Below are 14,608 nucleotides of genomic sequence, written 5' to 3' on the forward strand. Positions count from 1 at the left end.
GGGGGGGGGGGGGGGGGGGGGGGGGGGGGGGAGGGGGGGGTGGGGGGGGGGGGGGTGGGTTTTTTTTTTTTGTCCTTGTCCCCCCCCCGCCCCAGGGCCCTCCACGCGTTCCACAGAGAGGTGCAATGACAGCAGACGATTCGTACGGCCGTCTCGACGACGACAACTACCCCGCCTACACCATGGGACGGGCCGCCGAACTGCTCGGCACCACCCAGGGCTTCCTCCGCGCCATCGGCGACGCCCGCCTCATCACCCCGCTGCGCTCCACGGGCGGACACCGCCGCTACTCCCGCTACCAGCTACGCATCGCCGCCCGCGCCCGCGAACTCGTCGACCAGGGCACCCCCATCGAGGCCGCCTGCCGCATCATCATCCTCGAAGACCAGCTCGAAGAAGCCCAGCGCATCAACGCCGAATACCGCCGCACCGCATCACTACACACAGCCGACACCTGACCCGCGGTCCACGGCGATGGGCCGGGCCGTAATTCCCCCGCCGAACCCAGAACATCGCGCGGAGTGGGACAGCACCGCGTACGCGGATGGTGATCGAGGCGCACCACCACCGCCACCCGCGTGCGGGGCCGGGCGTACGACGTCGTCGCGCACCAGCAGGAGGCGATGCCCGAGCAGCTGCTCGCGCCGCGGCCGCCGCCCCCGAGGGCGACGACCAGAAGCCGGAGGCCGGACCCCCGGAGGCGATCGACCTGACGGCGCTGCGAGTCCCGCGGGATACCGCACGGACGTGGAAGCCCTCGATCTCACGGCCGATCGGCTGCGCCACCTCCAGGACGTGTTGGCGGCCGACGGCTCCCGCACCCGCGCGACCCACTACGCCGAACAGGACGATGCCGACGCAGTGCGCCCGGTGCGCCAAGACGATCAGCAGGCGCACCGCCCGCAGGAGCTCGGACCGCACCGCGGCCGGGAGACCGGCCACTGAGTGCACCCGATGTCGCGCACCCGATTGCCGTGGTGCGCACCGACGATGTCCGGACTCCACTCCACCGAGTGGAGTCCACCGGCCGGGGGTGGACGACACCGTGCTCAGCGTCCACTCCACCGAGTGGGGCCCACTGGTGAAGTGGACGACGTGAGGAAGTGGGCGACATCGACGGGGCGATGCGCCGCCTCCACCCGGCCCCCTCCGCCGCACGCAGGGCGCTGATCCGGTTCTCGACACCGGCCGCTCCGGTTCCGTCCAGGACGAACAGGAGGCGCGGGAAGAGCGGGTAGCGCCGCCGCCACTCCTCAACCGCCGGTTCCTGAAGGGTCGGCCGGCGCCCCAGTACCGCGGGCACGTAGCGGTGGAGGCACTCGTACGCGGGGAGCTTGGCGGCGAGGCGTTCAGGGCCCATGGTCGCCCGGTCGACTTCCACGAACGCCCGCAGCATCGCCCCGCCTTCGCCGCCTGTGGGGCTGCACCGGTAGTACAGGAGGGCATCGGCGATGACGGCCTCGCCGCTCCCGATCGGGTGGTGGACCTCGGGGATCCAGTCCAGCGGCTGGCACACATTGCCGCGGCGGCGGGCGTCCTCGAGGAAGGCGAGCGCGGTCTCGGTCACGGTCAGCGTGTGGCCGGCCTTCAGCCGCACCGCGGTCGGATCGGACACGGTCCTGGAGGGCCGACGCCCGCGCAGTTCGGGCCACTCGCAGGCGAGCTGCACGCCGTACAGGGTGGGGAACCACACCCGCGTCCGTCCGGCCTGCGGCAGGGTGATGCGGTCGACCAGTCCCTCGGTGCGCAGTCGGGCCAGTCGCCGCCGGGTCTGCTCGATGCGCACCTGTGGGGCGATCACCCGGTGTACTTGCTCGGTGGTGGCCATCCGGTACTGCGCCAGCACTGCCAGCGCCAGCCGGTCCCCGCCGCCCGCGTCCACGCCGATCATCACGGATCCGCTCGCTTCCCGTCCGGTGCGCTGCCGGCCTGCCCGGCACCGCGCGTACCGGTCACAGCAGCAGCCGGCCCCTACCAGAGGCCCCACCACGAAGGCCCGACCACGGTCACGAAGCGACAACACTGCCGTGGACCAGGCCCACATCCCCTCCGACAACCCGTCCCACAACCGTCCGCACCCGCTGCCGCGCCTGTCTGCGAACCCGCAGGTCACCACGCTGGTCCGGCCGTGGTCGGCAGGCCGACATCCCCTCTACGCCCCCGAGTCCACGCCCCACAGCAGGAAGAAGGAGAAGTGGGTGGGTGGGACAGGTCCCGAACGGCGGGCGAGGGGATCAGGTGCGCCGGTGTTCCTCGCGCGCGACGGCGGGGCCGCGCGCGCCGCCCGGTGTCAGTGGTGCGCCCTAAGCTCATAAGTTCATCAACTGAGCAAGGGTGCGGTCAGCCTCAGTACGGCCTGTCACCGTTTGGGTGACTTCTAGCTCCTGTGCTTCCCCAGCGGGTACGTCTCTACCTGTCCTCATCGCGCACTCGTGCATCAACAGGGAGAAGCAACCATGGCTCAGGGCACTGTGAAGTCGTTCGACGGAGAGAAGGGGTTCGGGTTCATCACGCCCGACGGTGGAGGCGCTGAGCTGTTCGTGCATTACAGCGCGATCCAGGGCACGGGATTCCGAAACCTGGAGGCGGACCAGCGGGTCGAATTCGAGCTCGTCCAAGGCCAGAGGGGCCCCCAGGCGGACAACGTCGTCGTCCTTCCTTAGTGGTCCGATCTGGAAGTCCTTCGAGGGTTGCTCATGTTGTCGGGGCGGCGGACTGTTCCTGGTGATCGGTGGTGTGCCGGTCGAGCCTGGCCAGCAGATCGTCGAGGTCGGAGGTGGTGAACTTCCACTGGAACGGCTGTGCTGTGGCGTTGTAGTGGTCTTCGAATGCTCGGAGTCGGTCCCCCAACTCGGTGAGGTCGGTGAAGTCGTTGGGCGAGACAACCTTGCGCTGCACGACGGAGAAGTAGATCTCCACCTGGTTGAGCCAGGAAGCGTGAATGGGCGTGTGGATCAGTATCGCGTTCGGGAAAGCGGCGGTGAGACGGTCGGCGGCTTTCTGGCCACGGTGCGAGGAGCCGTTGTCGACAATCCAGAACACGCGCTTGGCGCTGGCGTAGGGTTCCTGGCTCATGACCTGGGTGACCAGGGCCATGAAGGGGTTGATGCCGGTGCGCGCTTCGCACCGGCCGAACACCTTGGCCTGGTGGACGTCGTAGGCAGCGAGGTAGGCCAGGGCGCCTCCGCGGCCGTAGGTGTGGTTGACGCGCATCGCGCGGGCTTGTCCGGGGGCAAGCGTAGGGTGGCAGCGGCATCGGGCCTGGATGGAGGTCTTCTCGTCCGCGCTGATGACGTACTCGTCCGCGCCGAGCGTGTCACCTTCGAAGGTGCGGGCGTACAGGTCCAGGACGCGCTCGGCCCTGGTACGGAAGCCGGGGTCGGTGGTGAAGAGCCAAGAACGGTACTGCCAGGGCTTGAGTGCGTCCTCGGCCAGCCAGCGGCGCACGGTGGAGGCTGACACGAACGTGGCGATGCCACGCTGGATGGCCTCGCAGGCCAGCTCCGGGCACGACCACCGGGACAGCGGTATGCCGCTCTCGACGGGCGGTTGGCAGGCCAGGGCCTTGACCTGGGCGGTCTGCAGTGCGGTGAACACGCGCGGGCGGCCCGGGCGCTTGCGGTCGGCCAAACCCGGCAGGCCCTGCCCGGCGAACCGGCCCCGCCAGCGGCGCACGGTATCCACGTGCAGCCCCGTCTGGCGGGCGATCGCTGCGTTGGAGCGGCCTCTGGCCGCGTGCAGGACGACCTGCGCACGCAGGCGCGTCCGGTACTCGCTCTTGTGAGCGCAGGCCATCTTCTTCAGCTGCTTGCGCTCGGCGGCGGTCACTGTGATGGGACGGGCCGGGGTTACGGGCATGTCGTCGAGCGGGCCGATCGGGAGAAACGGATGCCGGTCTGCCGCGTCCGGTGGCAACTGCCTGGTCCGCGGCGGTGCTGCAGGCACTGCGGGCCAGCTGGACCCTTGCGGCGCGAGGCGCGAGCCGGCCCACGGCGGTCTCGGCCGCACCATGGAGACGGTGGCCGCGGCCGCGACGGGTCAGAGGCCGAGGTAGGGGGCGAGGGTCGCGGCTGTGGTCGCGGACTTCAGGTAATTCTCGGCGTGGTGGAAGCGGTAGTGGGGGCTGATGACGGTGGTGTGGTCCAGGGTGATCCCGTCGAAGCGACTGCCCAGTTGAGGTGGGACGGCCACCGGGTCGCCGGGGTCAGCGATGTTGACCCACCGCGTCTGTCCGGGCAGGCGCACCCCCTGGACGGCGGGTCCGGCCGAGCGTGGTGCGGGGATGAGCCGTTCGAAGACCACGCGGGGCAGCGCGAGCGGCGAGCCCAGGGTGAGGAACAGATCGGGCTGGAGTCCCGGGTGGGCGTGCAGGGCCTCATAGGCGACGACCGATCCCAGCGAGTGGGCGACGACGACCCGCGGCCGGTGCCGGGCGATCCGCGCGGCGACCTCCTCACGCGCCGCAACGCGTTCCTCAGCGTCCTCGGCACGCATGTACACAGCAACCTCGCGGAACAGCAACCGCAGGAACACCCGAAGCGGCCCCTCCGCCAGATCGAACCTACGCGCCACCCACGACGACAACGCCCGAAGCGGCACCGTGGCATGGCCCTGCGACACCTCGTCGGGAACACCGAGTTCGCGCGCCCATGCGTCGAGCATCTTCTGTGCCAGCGGGTCATCCAGGAAGTCGCCGTTCGGCTCGCCCTGGGCTGGCGGGCCGGTGTGGAGCTTGTTGGCATAGTAGGCGAAATCGAGGTCGATACGCTCCGGCGGGACGCCGAGGCCGATGCCCAACTGCCGTGCCCAGGCGGCAGACTTCAGAGCACGGAGCTCTTCCAGGCGGGTGCCGGAGAGACCGGCGCCGAAGTTGTTGTTGACGCCGTGGACAGCGACGACCCGCAGCGGCTGAATGTCAGGAATGCTCAACGAAGCCTGCCTTTCAGGGGCTCAAGACTCAAGGCGACCACCTCGTGTTCGAATCCGACCACCACGGTGGTGTTATCGGTGACAGCAAGAGCCTGTGCGGGCGCGGGAAGGTGAAATGTGGTCAGGCACATGCCAGTAGATAGGTCCGACAGCCGCAACCGACTCTCGTCGCCGTCTCCGGTGACGACGTAGGAACGGCCCTCCAGCATCACTACCGCCAGCGCGGGCGCCAGGGCGCTGGGGAGGGGGAGCTCACGGGTCTGGGTGCCGGTGGTCAGGTCCCATACCTGCAGCTTCCGCCAATGCGTGGTGATGGCGTGGGGGCGGCCCTCCACCAACGCGAGCGCCAGCCCTTTCACATCGTCCGTGTATGCGATTTTGTGGGTCTGGAAGCCGGTGAGCAGGTCCCACAGCCGCAACCGGCTCTCGTCTTGGGTGACGGCGTGGGGGCGGCCGTCCAGCATTGCCACCGCCACGTTCTTCACCACGCCCTTGTGCCTGGTGAGCTGGTGGATCTCGGTGCCGGCGGCAAGGTTCCACACCTTCACCGTCTTGCTCAACCCGCTGGCGGTGACGGCGTAGGGGAGGCCTTCCATCACCGCCACCGATGGCCTGCCCATGAGATAGGGTAACTCCGCCTCGGTGCCGGTGGTCAGGTCCCACAGTCGCCACTGGTTCTCGTCTTTGGTGATGGCGTGGGGGCGGCCCTTCCGCATCACCGTTGCCACCATTTCCACGTGGCTGTTGTAGTGGCCGGGGAACTCACGGGTCTTGGTGCCGGTGGTCAGGTCCCACACTCGCACCACCTCGTCGGAGTGGCCGGTAACTGCGTGGAGGCGGCCCTTCAGCGTCACCGCCGCCACCCTTTTGACCGGGCCGGAGTGGCCGGTTTGCTTGTGGGTCTGGGCGCTGGTGGTCAGGTCCCACACCCGCACCGTCCTGCGATCGCTGGTGATGGCGTGGGGGCGGCCCTCCACCACCGCCACCGCCGCCGTGTCTACCTCATGGGAGTGGCCGGTGAGTTCACGGGTCTTGGTGCCGGTGGTCAGGTCCCACACCCGCACCACACCGTCGGAGTGGCCGGTAACTGCGTGGAGGCGGTCCTCCAGCGTCACCGCCGCGACCGACTTCACGCCGCCTGTGAGTCCGGTGAGCCGGTGGGTCTGGGTGCCGGTGGTCAGGTCCCACGCCCGCAGCGTCCCGCTCTTCTCGGTCTTTTCCGAGCCGGCGATGATGGCGTGGGGGCGGTCCTCCAGCATCACCACGGCGGCCCCGACCGTTGCCCATCCGATGGCGGTCGTCCTTCGGGCCTCGGTGCCGGTGGTCAGGTCCCATACCCGCAGCATCTTCTTGCCAGATTTAGCGGTGATGGCGTGGGGGCGGCCCTCTAACGTCACCACCGCCACTGGATCGGCCCAATGGGAAAAGAAGGTCAGTCCCCCGCTGGTCATTCTCTGGGTCTGGGTGCCGGTGGTCAGGTCCCACACCCGCAGCGTCCCGCCATCGCTGGTGACTGCGTGGGGGCGGCCTTCCAGCATCACCACCGCCACCGTGTTTACCGCGTCCTTGTGTCCGGTGAGCCGGTGGGTCTGGGTGCCGGTGGTCAGATCCCACACCTGCACCACCCCGTCCGAGTTGCCGGTGACTGCGTGGGGGCGGCCCTCCACCACCGCCACCGCCGCTGATTGCACCCAGCCGGTGTTGAGCTGGTGGGTCTGGGTGCCGGTGGTCAGGTCCCACACCCGCACCGTCTTGTCATCGCTGGTGATGGCGTGGGGGCGGCCTTCCAGTATCACCGCCGCCACCTTGCACACCCAGTCGGCGTGGACGGTGACGCTTCGGACGAGTGCTGTCGATACCTGGTTTCCTGTTGCCCAGAGCACTTGACAGTTCCCATCGCCGGGCAACTCAGCTTGTAGTGGTGCGTTGCGGAAGCGAGCGGCGTCCACGGCCAGGAGCTGACGGCGGGCCGTAGGCGGCAGCGCGTGGTGAGTGCCGAAGGATGCCCGGTAGACCGCGGCGTTGAGCCGGGCCTGCTTGGAGTGGGTGTAGGGGAGGGAGGCGGCGAGGGCATGGGGTTCGGCGTGCTGGAGATAGCCGCTGTCGTTGAGGAGTTCGTCCAAGCGCCCGACATCGGTGGCGTGCTGGGCGATGTGCCGCAGCAGGTAGGGGACGGCCAGGCGCCAGTGTCTGCGGCCCGCGGCATTGCGGGGCACCATGCCGAGCAGTCGCTCGTGCAGGCGCTCAGCCGGATCGAACGCGGGTACTTTTTCGGAGGGTGCGTGCCGACTAGACGGCCGGCTGCTTGGCTCGCACAGCCAGTCAGCGAGTCCTTCGTGGAACAGGCGGTAGAGGGTGGTGCCGTCCTCGTCGATATCGCGACGCAGGTAGAAGCGTGCTTCGCCGTCCAACAGCGCGTACAGGTCTCGAAGCGGCACGGGGCGCGTGCCATCGTCGGGAATGGTGAAGGCGGTCGCGGCGTGAGCCAGGACGGATTCGGGCATGCCCCGACCCTGGGCGAAGGCGAGGGCGGTCAGTACCGGGCGCAGCAGGGGCTGGTCGGTGTGGCGTTGGAGGTCGAGTTCAAGGAGTTCGGGCAGGCTGCGGGGCACGGCCCGGCCCAGTCGGGCGGCCTCCCCGGGGGAAGCAGGGGGTTGTGCGGAGTTGAGGAGGTGGTGCGCGTAGAGTCCCGCGGTCAGGAACTCGCCCCACTCCAGGGTCCGGGTGTCGGTAGCCGGGCCGTCGGGTTGGTCTGGTGTGGTGAGTGTTGCGGCGATCGCGCCGGCCAGGGCCTCCCGAACCGGCTGCAGGTTCCCGGCGGCGTAGGGGCCGTCGGCTGTGAGGATGCGTATGACGTAGGCGGTGACGTCCCGGCGGATTTCGTGCAGGGGGATCGTGCTCAGGTTCATGCAGCCGTCGTTTTCCCGTGCCAGGGTCAGCAGGCTGTGAAACCGGTCGTCGTCACGGGTACCGACCAGCAGACGCAGCTGGCCGCCCGGCGCCTGTGCCTGCCGGGCGAGCGGGAGAAGGAGGGCTGTGGTGATGTCGGCGGGGCGCTGGGCCTCGTCGAGGGCGTCGATGACCACGGTGACCGGCCGCCTGTTATCGGGCAGCAGGCCCAGCAGGTAGTCGGTCGGATCCCCCACCGGCTGCTCACCCGCCTCGCCCGGGCCGGATACGGCGGCCGGGGTGTCGGCGTTGCGCAGTTGGCGGGCGAGGGAGGCGACGATCTCGCCCAGAGTCAGGCGGCGCGCGTGCACGACCACGATCCGCTCGTTTTGTCTCGGAGCCAGGTCGTCCAGCCTCGCCCACAACGACCTGGTTCTCTGGCGCAGTAGCGGATGTGCGGCGCAGACGAGGATGCCCAGCAGCGCCGACTTCCCCACACCTGGCTTACCGGTGACCACCCGCACCCCAGGTGCGGCCGTCTCATCGTCGAGCCAGGCGGCGAGAGTGGCCAGCTGCGCGCTCCGGCCGCTGAAGTAACCCTGTTCCCAAGCGCGGTGGACCGGTTCCGCACCGCCAGCGCGCCGAATGAAGTGTTCCGGGTCTGCGGCCCAGTCCGCCAGGCGGGTGATTTCCGCTGGTAGGCCCGAGTCCGCAGGGGTGGAACCCCCGCTGCCAGGAGCGTAGGAGGGATTGAGGAAGAACGGCAGGTGGGACAGATCGATGTGAGGGGATACCTGGCTGATCAGGATCTTCTGCGCCAGGCCGCCATCCTGTGCGGTCAGATCGTTGACAGCGCGCTCGACGTCCTGCCAGACCTTGACCGCTGGAATGTACTGCAGGGACGAATCGAAGCGGGGCTTCAGATCGCGGTATTCCTTCAGCACCTGCACCAGGGCCCGGCTCAGCCGGTAGCCGAACGCCTTGTCCCTTGGTCCCGTCGCCGCAAGCACCCAGGATCGCCGCCGGCCTGGATCCATCAGCGAATGCCAGGCGTTCGCCGCGGCCTCTCCTGCATGGCAGACGTCAAGCACGAACAGAGTCAACGGCCGATGCTGCTGGGGGTGGTCCTCGATCAAGTCGATCCACCCGCCCACCGGTCGACGCAGACGCCGGCCATCACCGCCCAGCACATACAGCTTCTCGCTGCTGCCTTCGGCCAGCTCACCGTGCCCGACGACGTGCACGATCAGCACATCGACGTCCTCATCCACTACCGCCGCCTCGACCAGCTCTCCGTACCCCGCCCGGTCATCCGTCAGCGTGGCCCGGTACGGCACGTACCGAAACTCCTGAAGGATCTTCGAAGCACTCTCGGCATGAACCGGAGCATCCTCCAGCACATCCAGACCATCCCGGGGAGAGTCACCGTCCTCGGTACGCGTCAGCGCGATCCCCAACGACAACACCGCGTACCGGCCCTCTCGGCCCGGCCCTCCCGCCAGCTGCCACCCCTGGCTCACGTAACGTCCTCCGCCCTGCCCAACACCCGTCCCGGACTGTGACCCAGAACAGGACGATAGACAGCTCAAGCCGTCGCGGTGGCCGAATCGGCAGAAGCAGCGCACGAACGACTACATCACCCCCGAAGGACTTCCGAACGGGACCACTTAGCCACTGCTCCGTTGTTCCCCGATGCCTGTATCTGATGCAATTAGGCCTGTTTTCGGGATCCCGGTACGACGGCAGCCCCACTAGTGGCTTCGTTGATGTCTTCGGACAGCACTTATTGATGGGTACGGGTGGCATTTAGTGATCTTGAAACGCGGAGATGTCGTTGAGTTTTGATGGCGCCTGGAGTCGGCAGAAAGTGGCTGTGTCGGCGGCGTGGCGGTCCAGTCGGGTTTTCTGCTGGTAGCTAACTGGTCATCGGGGAGCTGTTTCCCGGGCCTGTGCTCCGTCAGAGTGGTCGCCATGACTGTGGGGTTCAGTGGTGACGTTGCCGAGTACTATGCAGAGTTTCGGCGTGGATATCCGCCTCAGGCTCTAGATGCGCTGCAAAGGGCCTTCGTGCTGACTACGGATGACATTGTGCTCGATTTGGGGTGCGGGACCGGTCAGCTGGCCATCCCTCTCGCCTCTCGAGTCGGCTCGGTCATCGGCATGGATCCCGAGCCGGACATGCTGCGGCTCGCCAGGGACACAGCCGCGAGACATAACGTGCGCAATGCAACGTGGGTCCTCGGTGCCGACAGCGACGTCCCTGCGCTCGGCGAGCTGGTAGGGCAGCGGTCGCTGGCGATGGCGGTCATCGGACAGGCACTCCACTGGATGGACCATCAGGAGCTCTTCCGTGCGCTGTCACCGGTGGTCCGCCCTGGGGGAGGTATCGCCGTGGTCGCCAACGGGACGCCGCTGTGGTTGCAGGACAGTGATTGGTCCCGCTCCCTCCGAGCCTGCCTGGAAGACTATTTCGGCACGAAGCTGGAGGCTTCCTGCGGTACTGGTGCGTCAGACCGGTTTCGCTATGGGCAAGCACTGGAAGAGGCCGGCTTCGAAGATGTGCGGGAGAACGTGATCGAATACAGCGATGAGTTGAGCTTCGATCAGCTCATCGGCGGCGTCTACTCCGCCATCCCCGCCGATGAGCTTCCCGGACCGGACGCCCGGCCGGCCTTCGCGGAGCACATCCGCCAGTCACTTCCGCAGGACCAGTACTTCACCGAGGATGTCGCAGTCTCGGTGCTTGTGGGCCGGATGAGGTAGTCAGCCCACCGTAGCTTCGGCCCGTGCTCGCGTCGTGGCGAGGCGGTAGGAGTCGGTGCCGGTCTCGATGATGGTGCCGTTGAAGGTGAGACGATCCACGATGGCCGCGCAGAGGCGGGGGTCGGTGAAGGTCTTGGTCCAGCCGCCGAAGGACTCGTTCGAGGCGATGGCGACGCTGTTCTTCTCCTCGCGTTCCGTCAGAACCTGGAAGAGGAGCTCGGCGCCGCGACGGTCCAGTTCCATGTAGCCGAGCTCATCAATACAGAGGAGATCGACGCGGCCGTAGCGGGCGATGGTCTTGTTCAGCTGCTTCTCATCGGCAGCCTCGACCAGCTCGTTCACCAGCTTCGTGGCGAGCGTGTAGCGGACGCGGTAGCCCTTCATGGCGGCTTCGGTACCCAGGGCGATGAGCATGTGGGACTTGCCGGTGCCGGAGTCCCCGATCAGGCAGAGAGGCTGGCTCTTCTTGATCCACTCACAGCTGGCGAGGGTGTGGATGGTGGCGGCGTCGATGTTGGGGTTCGCGTGGAAGTCGAACGCCCGCAGGGACTTCTCCCGCGGGAATCCGGCCGCCTTGATCCGCCTCTCCGAACGGCGACGGGACCGGTCGTCGCACTCAGTCATCAGCAGCTCAGCGAGGAAGCCCCGGTAGGTCATCTGGTCCTTCATCGCCCGGTCGGCGATGTCGGAGAACTCGTTGCGGATCGACGGCAGTCGCAGGAGCCGGCAGGCGCTGTCGATGGCGGCGTCGGCGGCTTGCTCGGTCAAGCCTCGCTGGCGGGGCAGGGTCACTGTGCTTCTCCCTCACGGTGGTCGCCACCGCTGGTGCGACGGCGTCGGAGCAATTGGTCATAGGGGGCCACCGAGGGCAGCGGTCTGGTGTCCGTAGGAAGGTGCGCGAGCCGCCACTCATGCAGGGACGTCACCGTCGCCGACAGCTCGCCGGGAACCAGCCGGTCCGCTGCGGGGGCGGGCTCGGTCTCCGCCTGGGCGGCCTTGCGGGCTTCCAGAGCGACAGCGTCCGCGGTCATCGCCCCGGCCCGCAGGGCCGCAGCCAGGCCGGCGACGACATGCTCATGGAGCAGATGACGCCCCAGCAGGAGCACCTCGATCAGGGCCCGGGTGCCGTCCCGCTCACCATGCATCTTGCGGGCCTGGTCCCACCAGGCGTCGTGGACCGGGGTGAACCTGCCTGCCGAGCGGGCCTGTTCGAGTGCTGTGGAGCCAGGGAAGGCGCCGGGCTTGCGGACCAGGACTTCCAGATAGTGGTCCAGGTCCAGGCGGACGGCTCCCTTCGCGATCAGCCGTTCATGCCGGGCGACTTCCACGTTCTGGTCGTAAACCACCAGGTGAGAGGCGTGCAGTACGACGCGCACGCGTTTTCCGATCAGTCGGATGGGGACCGAGTAGCGGTTGGTGCGGACCGGGATCTGGCCGTAGCGGTCGACCCGCGGAGTGAACAGTCGGCCCGTCTCGAACGGCTCCTCGGGCAGCGGTATCAACAGCGGCTGTTCGAGTGCGAAGTACTCCGCGACCGTCTTGGGCCTGGCCCCGATGCGGCGTGCGTCGTCCTGCCGGTCCCACTGCTCGACCATCTCGTTCAGCTCGGCGAGCGAGGACACCTCGGGGACGGGAACGAAGTGGTTGCGGCGGAAGTAGCCGATCATCCCTTCGACTCCGCCCTTCTCGTGGGCGCCTTCGATGCCGGGCTTGCAGTAGAAGCTCTCGATGCCGAAGTGCGAGCGGAAGGCAATCCACCGGTCAGCCTCCACTCTTCCCCGGCTCTGCCCCAGCACCCGAGCGACGGCGGCCTTCAGGTTGTCGTAGCGGACCTTCGTCCTCGGCACCCCGCCCAGCGTCCGCAGTGCGTGGACGTGGCCTTCAAAAAACGCTTCCTGGCCGCAGGAGGCGAACACGCGGTGAATGGCCTTGCCCGAATACGACAACCGGAAGGAGAACAGATAGCAGGTGACCAGCTCGCCACCCAGGCGCACAGTCACGTCACCGAAGTCGACCTCCGCTTCATTACCTGGCAGATGGGTCTGCGGGACGAACGCCTCCAGCGGCGCTTTGCCGGACTCGACCAGGACCTCGGGCTTCCGGCCGGCGACGTAGTAGCGCACCACCCCGTAGGAGACATCCGCCCCGTGCTCCTCGACCAGCCGGTGAAAGATCCGGGTGACCGTGTGCCGCTGCTTGCGCGGCGCGTCCAGATCCGCCCGCAGGATCTCGTCGATCACCGGCTTGTACGGGTCCAGCGTGGTGGCTCGGGGAGGCAACTTCTTACGAGGCTCCGGCCAGGACGAGTCCAGCGCCTTCCGGACCGTCCGCCAGGTCACGCCGTGCTTGCGCTCAAGCTCCCGCATCGACATGCCGCCACGGTGATCACGCCGGATCGCCGCGTACAGCTCGACCTTCGACATTTGCGGCATGACCAGGACCTTTCACCAGGAGCATCCCGATGCTGCCCTGGCAAGAACCCCAGTGCCTCCCGAACTCATCAACATCACCCGACCGTGGTTCTGGGCGCCTCCCAAACCCGTCGACAAGTGACGTCGCTACTGCTCGATAAAGCCAGCGTCGTCCTCGCACGGTCAGTGAGCTGATCTGTGAACAAAGAACTCCCGCCGGATCAGGGTCAAATCCGTGGTGAATCCGGGCTCAGTGGGCCAGGGGTGCCTACCAGCAGGGGTTGTCGGGCGTGTGGAGGGGCTGGCGCAGGTCGAGGTAGCAGCGCAGCCGTACGCCCGCTTGCCCGGCCTCGCGTGTGGTGCGTTCCACGGACGTCGTTGCCCACCGGGCGGCCAGCGCGGTGTGGAAGGCGAAGGCGGTCTCGTCGTCGGCCGCGGCGACGTCGACCACGATCAGGCCGGGTTCGGACACGTGAATTTCGTTGATCGCTTCCATGACCGGCACGACGCCCTGGCCCTGGACGGCAGTTCTCGTTCCGCTTCGTATTCACCCCTGCGGGGCACCTGGTCGCTCACTCCCTGTCCCGCCTCGCCGGGGAGAACGTCCTGCCGCCCTAGTACACCAGGAAGACCGACGATCAGGACGGCATACGGTTACATCACCTGCCACGGTTGACCCGGCCACCCGCGTAAAGAGGCCGGCTGCCGGGCAGACGCCCGGCAGCCGGCCTCCGTTCCCGCCCCGCAGCGGGGGAGGTCGCTACGCGGCGGGTTCGTACGTCACGCTCTGTTCCGGGCAACCGTCCGCCAGCTCCCGCAGGGCCGCCACCTCCGTCTCGTCCGCCGTCAGGTCCCAGCGCAGCTTCGTGCCCACCCACTCGGCGATGTACCGGCAGTGGACCTCGGCGGCCGGTGGCAGCCACTGGGCCGGGTCCTGGTCCGCCTTGGACCGGTTCGACCGTGCCGTGACAGCTACCAACGACGCGGCCGCGCCCTGGTCGTTGGCGTACGCCTCACGCCGCTGCGCGGTCCATGTGGAGGCCCCGCTGTCCCAGCTCTCCGCGAGTGGCACCATGTGGTCGATGTCCAGGCCGGAGGCCGAGGTCACCCATGTCTGGTCGTAGTAGGACCACCAGCGCCCGTCCGACAGCCGGCACCGGGGCCCCACTGTCGGCGGCTCGACGGCCTCGGCGATGAGGACTTCATTGCGGGTGGAGCAGCCGTCGGACGGGTCGTCACCGCGGTTCCAGTGGCGGAAGGCGTCACGGTCGTAGCCGTCGCGGGACTCGGTGTCGACCGGCAGGCGGGTGACGGCTTCCGCGACAGGGAGCGTCTCGGCCGCGTGAGCGGGCGTCGAGGCGACGATGGGCAGGACGGTGAGGGAGGCGGCGGCCAGGCCGCGCAGCACAGAGGTGAGCATGAGCTGGTGATAGCGGCCGGGGAGGGGGCGCTGTCAGCCCTTCGCCGAGTGCGCCGCCCGTGTGAGTGCAATGGTCATACCGGCCCCGGCCGACGCGAAGTCGTCTGCCGGCGTGGCGAGGACGTGGAACGCCACGTCCGAGGCTGCGGTGGGCCTGGTGGCGGACGAGGCCGAGGTGGCGAGCGGGTGGTGACGT

At 68.1% G+C, this 14,608-nt stretch carries 11 protein-coding genes and 1 pseudogene; 4 read left to right on the top strand and 8 right to left on the bottom strand.

The window, feature by feature from the left end:
* Nucleotides 1-125: 125 nt before the first annotated feature.
* Both ACZ4V1_RS32905 and ACZ4V1_RS32910 read left to right on the top strand, forming a co-directional pair.
* Nucleotides 126-458, top strand: coding sequence for a MerR family transcriptional regulator (locus ACZ4V1_RS32905; protein ID WP_468343806.1), 333 nt, complete (start codon nt 126-128; stop codon nt 456-458).
* Between the two features lie 289 nt (nt 459-747).
* Nucleotides 748-945, top strand: a complete 198-nt coding sequence (locus tag ACZ4V1_RS32910) for a hypothetical protein (protein WP_468343926.1) — start codon at nt 748-750, stop codon at nt 943-945.
* A 376-nt stretch (nt 946-1,321) separates the two neighbouring features.
* Here the strand turns inward: ACZ4V1_RS32910 and ACZ4V1_RS32915 are convergent.
* Nucleotides 1,322-2,044, bottom strand: a pseudogene (locus ACZ4V1_RS32915) (replication-relaxation family protein); the annotation flags it as partial.
* A gap of 412 nt (nt 2,045-2,456) precedes the next feature.
* Here ACZ4V1_RS32915 and ACZ4V1_RS32920 point away from each other — a divergent pair.
* Nucleotides 2,457-2,663 carry a cold-shock protein gene (locus tag ACZ4V1_RS32920; protein ID WP_468343809.1) on the top strand — a complete coding sequence of 69 codons (207 nt, stop codon included), beginning with the start codon at nt 2,457-2,459 and terminating at the stop codon, nt 2,661-2,663.
* 31 nt (nt 2,664-2,694) lie between these two features.
* On the opposite strand, the gene ACZ4V1_RS32925 is transcribed toward ACZ4V1_RS32920, so the two are convergent.
* From ACZ4V1_RS32925 to ACZ4V1_RS32935, 3 genes are all read right to left on the bottom strand, one after another.
* Nucleotides 2,695-3,828, bottom strand: a complete 1,134-nt coding sequence (locus ACZ4V1_RS32925) for an IS630 family transposase (protein WP_468343812.1) — start codon at nt 3,826-3,828, stop codon at nt 2,695-2,697.
* Nucleotides 3,829-4,038: 210 nt separating this feature from the next.
* Nucleotides 4,039-4,929 (bottom strand): hypothetical protein, encoded by an 891-nt coding sequence (locus ACZ4V1_RS32930; RefSeq protein WP_468343815.1) that lies wholly within the window; start codon nt 4,927-4,929, stop codon nt 4,039-4,041.
* Nucleotides 4,926-9,275: an NACHT and WD repeat domain-containing protein gene (locus tag ACZ4V1_RS32935; RefSeq protein ID WP_468343818.1), complete on the bottom strand. Its 4,350-nt coding sequence runs from the start codon at nt 9,273-9,275 to the stop codon at nt 4,926-4,928. Before ACZ4V1_RS32935 ends, ACZ4V1_RS32930 begins: the two co-directional genes overlap by 4 nt.
* A gap of 514 nt (nt 9,276-9,789) precedes the next feature.
* Between ACZ4V1_RS32935 and ACZ4V1_RS32940 the strand changes: the two genes are divergently transcribed.
* Nucleotides 9,790-10,581 (top strand): class I SAM-dependent methyltransferase, encoded by a 792-nt coding sequence (locus tag ACZ4V1_RS32940; RefSeq protein WP_468343821.1) that lies wholly within the window; start codon nt 9,790-9,792, stop codon nt 10,579-10,581.
* On the opposite strand, the gene istB is transcribed toward ACZ4V1_RS32940, so the two are convergent.
* The 4 genes from istB to ACZ4V1_RS32960 form a co-directional block, all read right to left on the bottom strand.
* Nucleotides 10,582-11,373, bottom strand: a complete 792-nt coding sequence (gene istB, locus ACZ4V1_RS32945; protein WP_468343824.1) for an IS21-like element helper ATPase IstB — start codon at nt 11,371-11,373, stop codon at nt 10,582-10,584.
* On the bottom strand, nt 11,370-13,004 hold the full coding sequence (gene istA, locus ACZ4V1_RS32950; protein ID WP_468343920.1) for an IS21 family transposase: 1,635 nt from the start codon (nt 13,002-13,004) through the stop codon (nt 11,370-11,372). The genes istB and istA overlap by 4 nt, the downstream gene beginning before the upstream one ends.
* A gap of 256 nt (nt 13,005-13,260) precedes the next feature.
* Nucleotides 13,261-13,488 carry a DUF6207 family protein gene (locus ACZ4V1_RS32955; protein WP_468343827.1) on the bottom strand — a complete coding sequence of 76 codons (228 nt, stop codon included), beginning with the start codon at nt 13,486-13,488 and terminating at the stop codon, nt 13,261-13,263.
* A gap of 264 nt (nt 13,489-13,752) precedes the next feature.
* Nucleotides 13,753-14,412, bottom strand: a complete 660-nt coding sequence (locus ACZ4V1_RS32960; protein WP_468343830.1) for an HNH endonuclease family protein — start codon at nt 14,410-14,412, stop codon at nt 13,753-13,755.
* Nucleotides 14,413-14,608: the final 196 nt, after the last annotated feature.

The organism is Streptomyces sp. NPDC028991 (genome assembly GCF_055564775.1).

Excerpts from the sequence above, each read along its gene's own strand:
- ACZ4V1_RS32905 (WP_468343806.1), top strand. The coding sequence starts at position 126 with ATGACAGCAGACGATTCGTACGGCCGTCTCGACGACGACAACTACCCC.
- istA (WP_468343920.1), bottom strand. The coding sequence starts at position 13,004 with ATGTCGAAGGTCGAGCTGTACGCGGCGATCCGGCGTGATCACCGTGGC.
- ACZ4V1_RS32955 (WP_468343827.1), bottom strand. The coding sequence starts at position 13,488 with ATGGAAGCGATCAACGAAATTCACGTGTCCGAACCCGGCCTGATCGTG.
- ACZ4V1_RS32920 (WP_468343809.1), top strand. The coding sequence starts at position 2,457 with ATGGCTCAGGGCACTGTGAAGTCGTTCGACGGAGAGAAGGGGTTCGGG.
- ACZ4V1_RS32940 (WP_468343821.1), top strand. The coding sequence starts at position 9,790 with ATGACTGTGGGGTTCAGTGGTGACGTTGCCGAGTACTATGCAGAGTTT.
- ACZ4V1_RS32960 (WP_468343830.1), bottom strand. The coding sequence starts at position 14,412 with ATGCTCACCTCTGTGCTGCGCGGCCTGGCCGCCGCCTCCCTCACCGTC.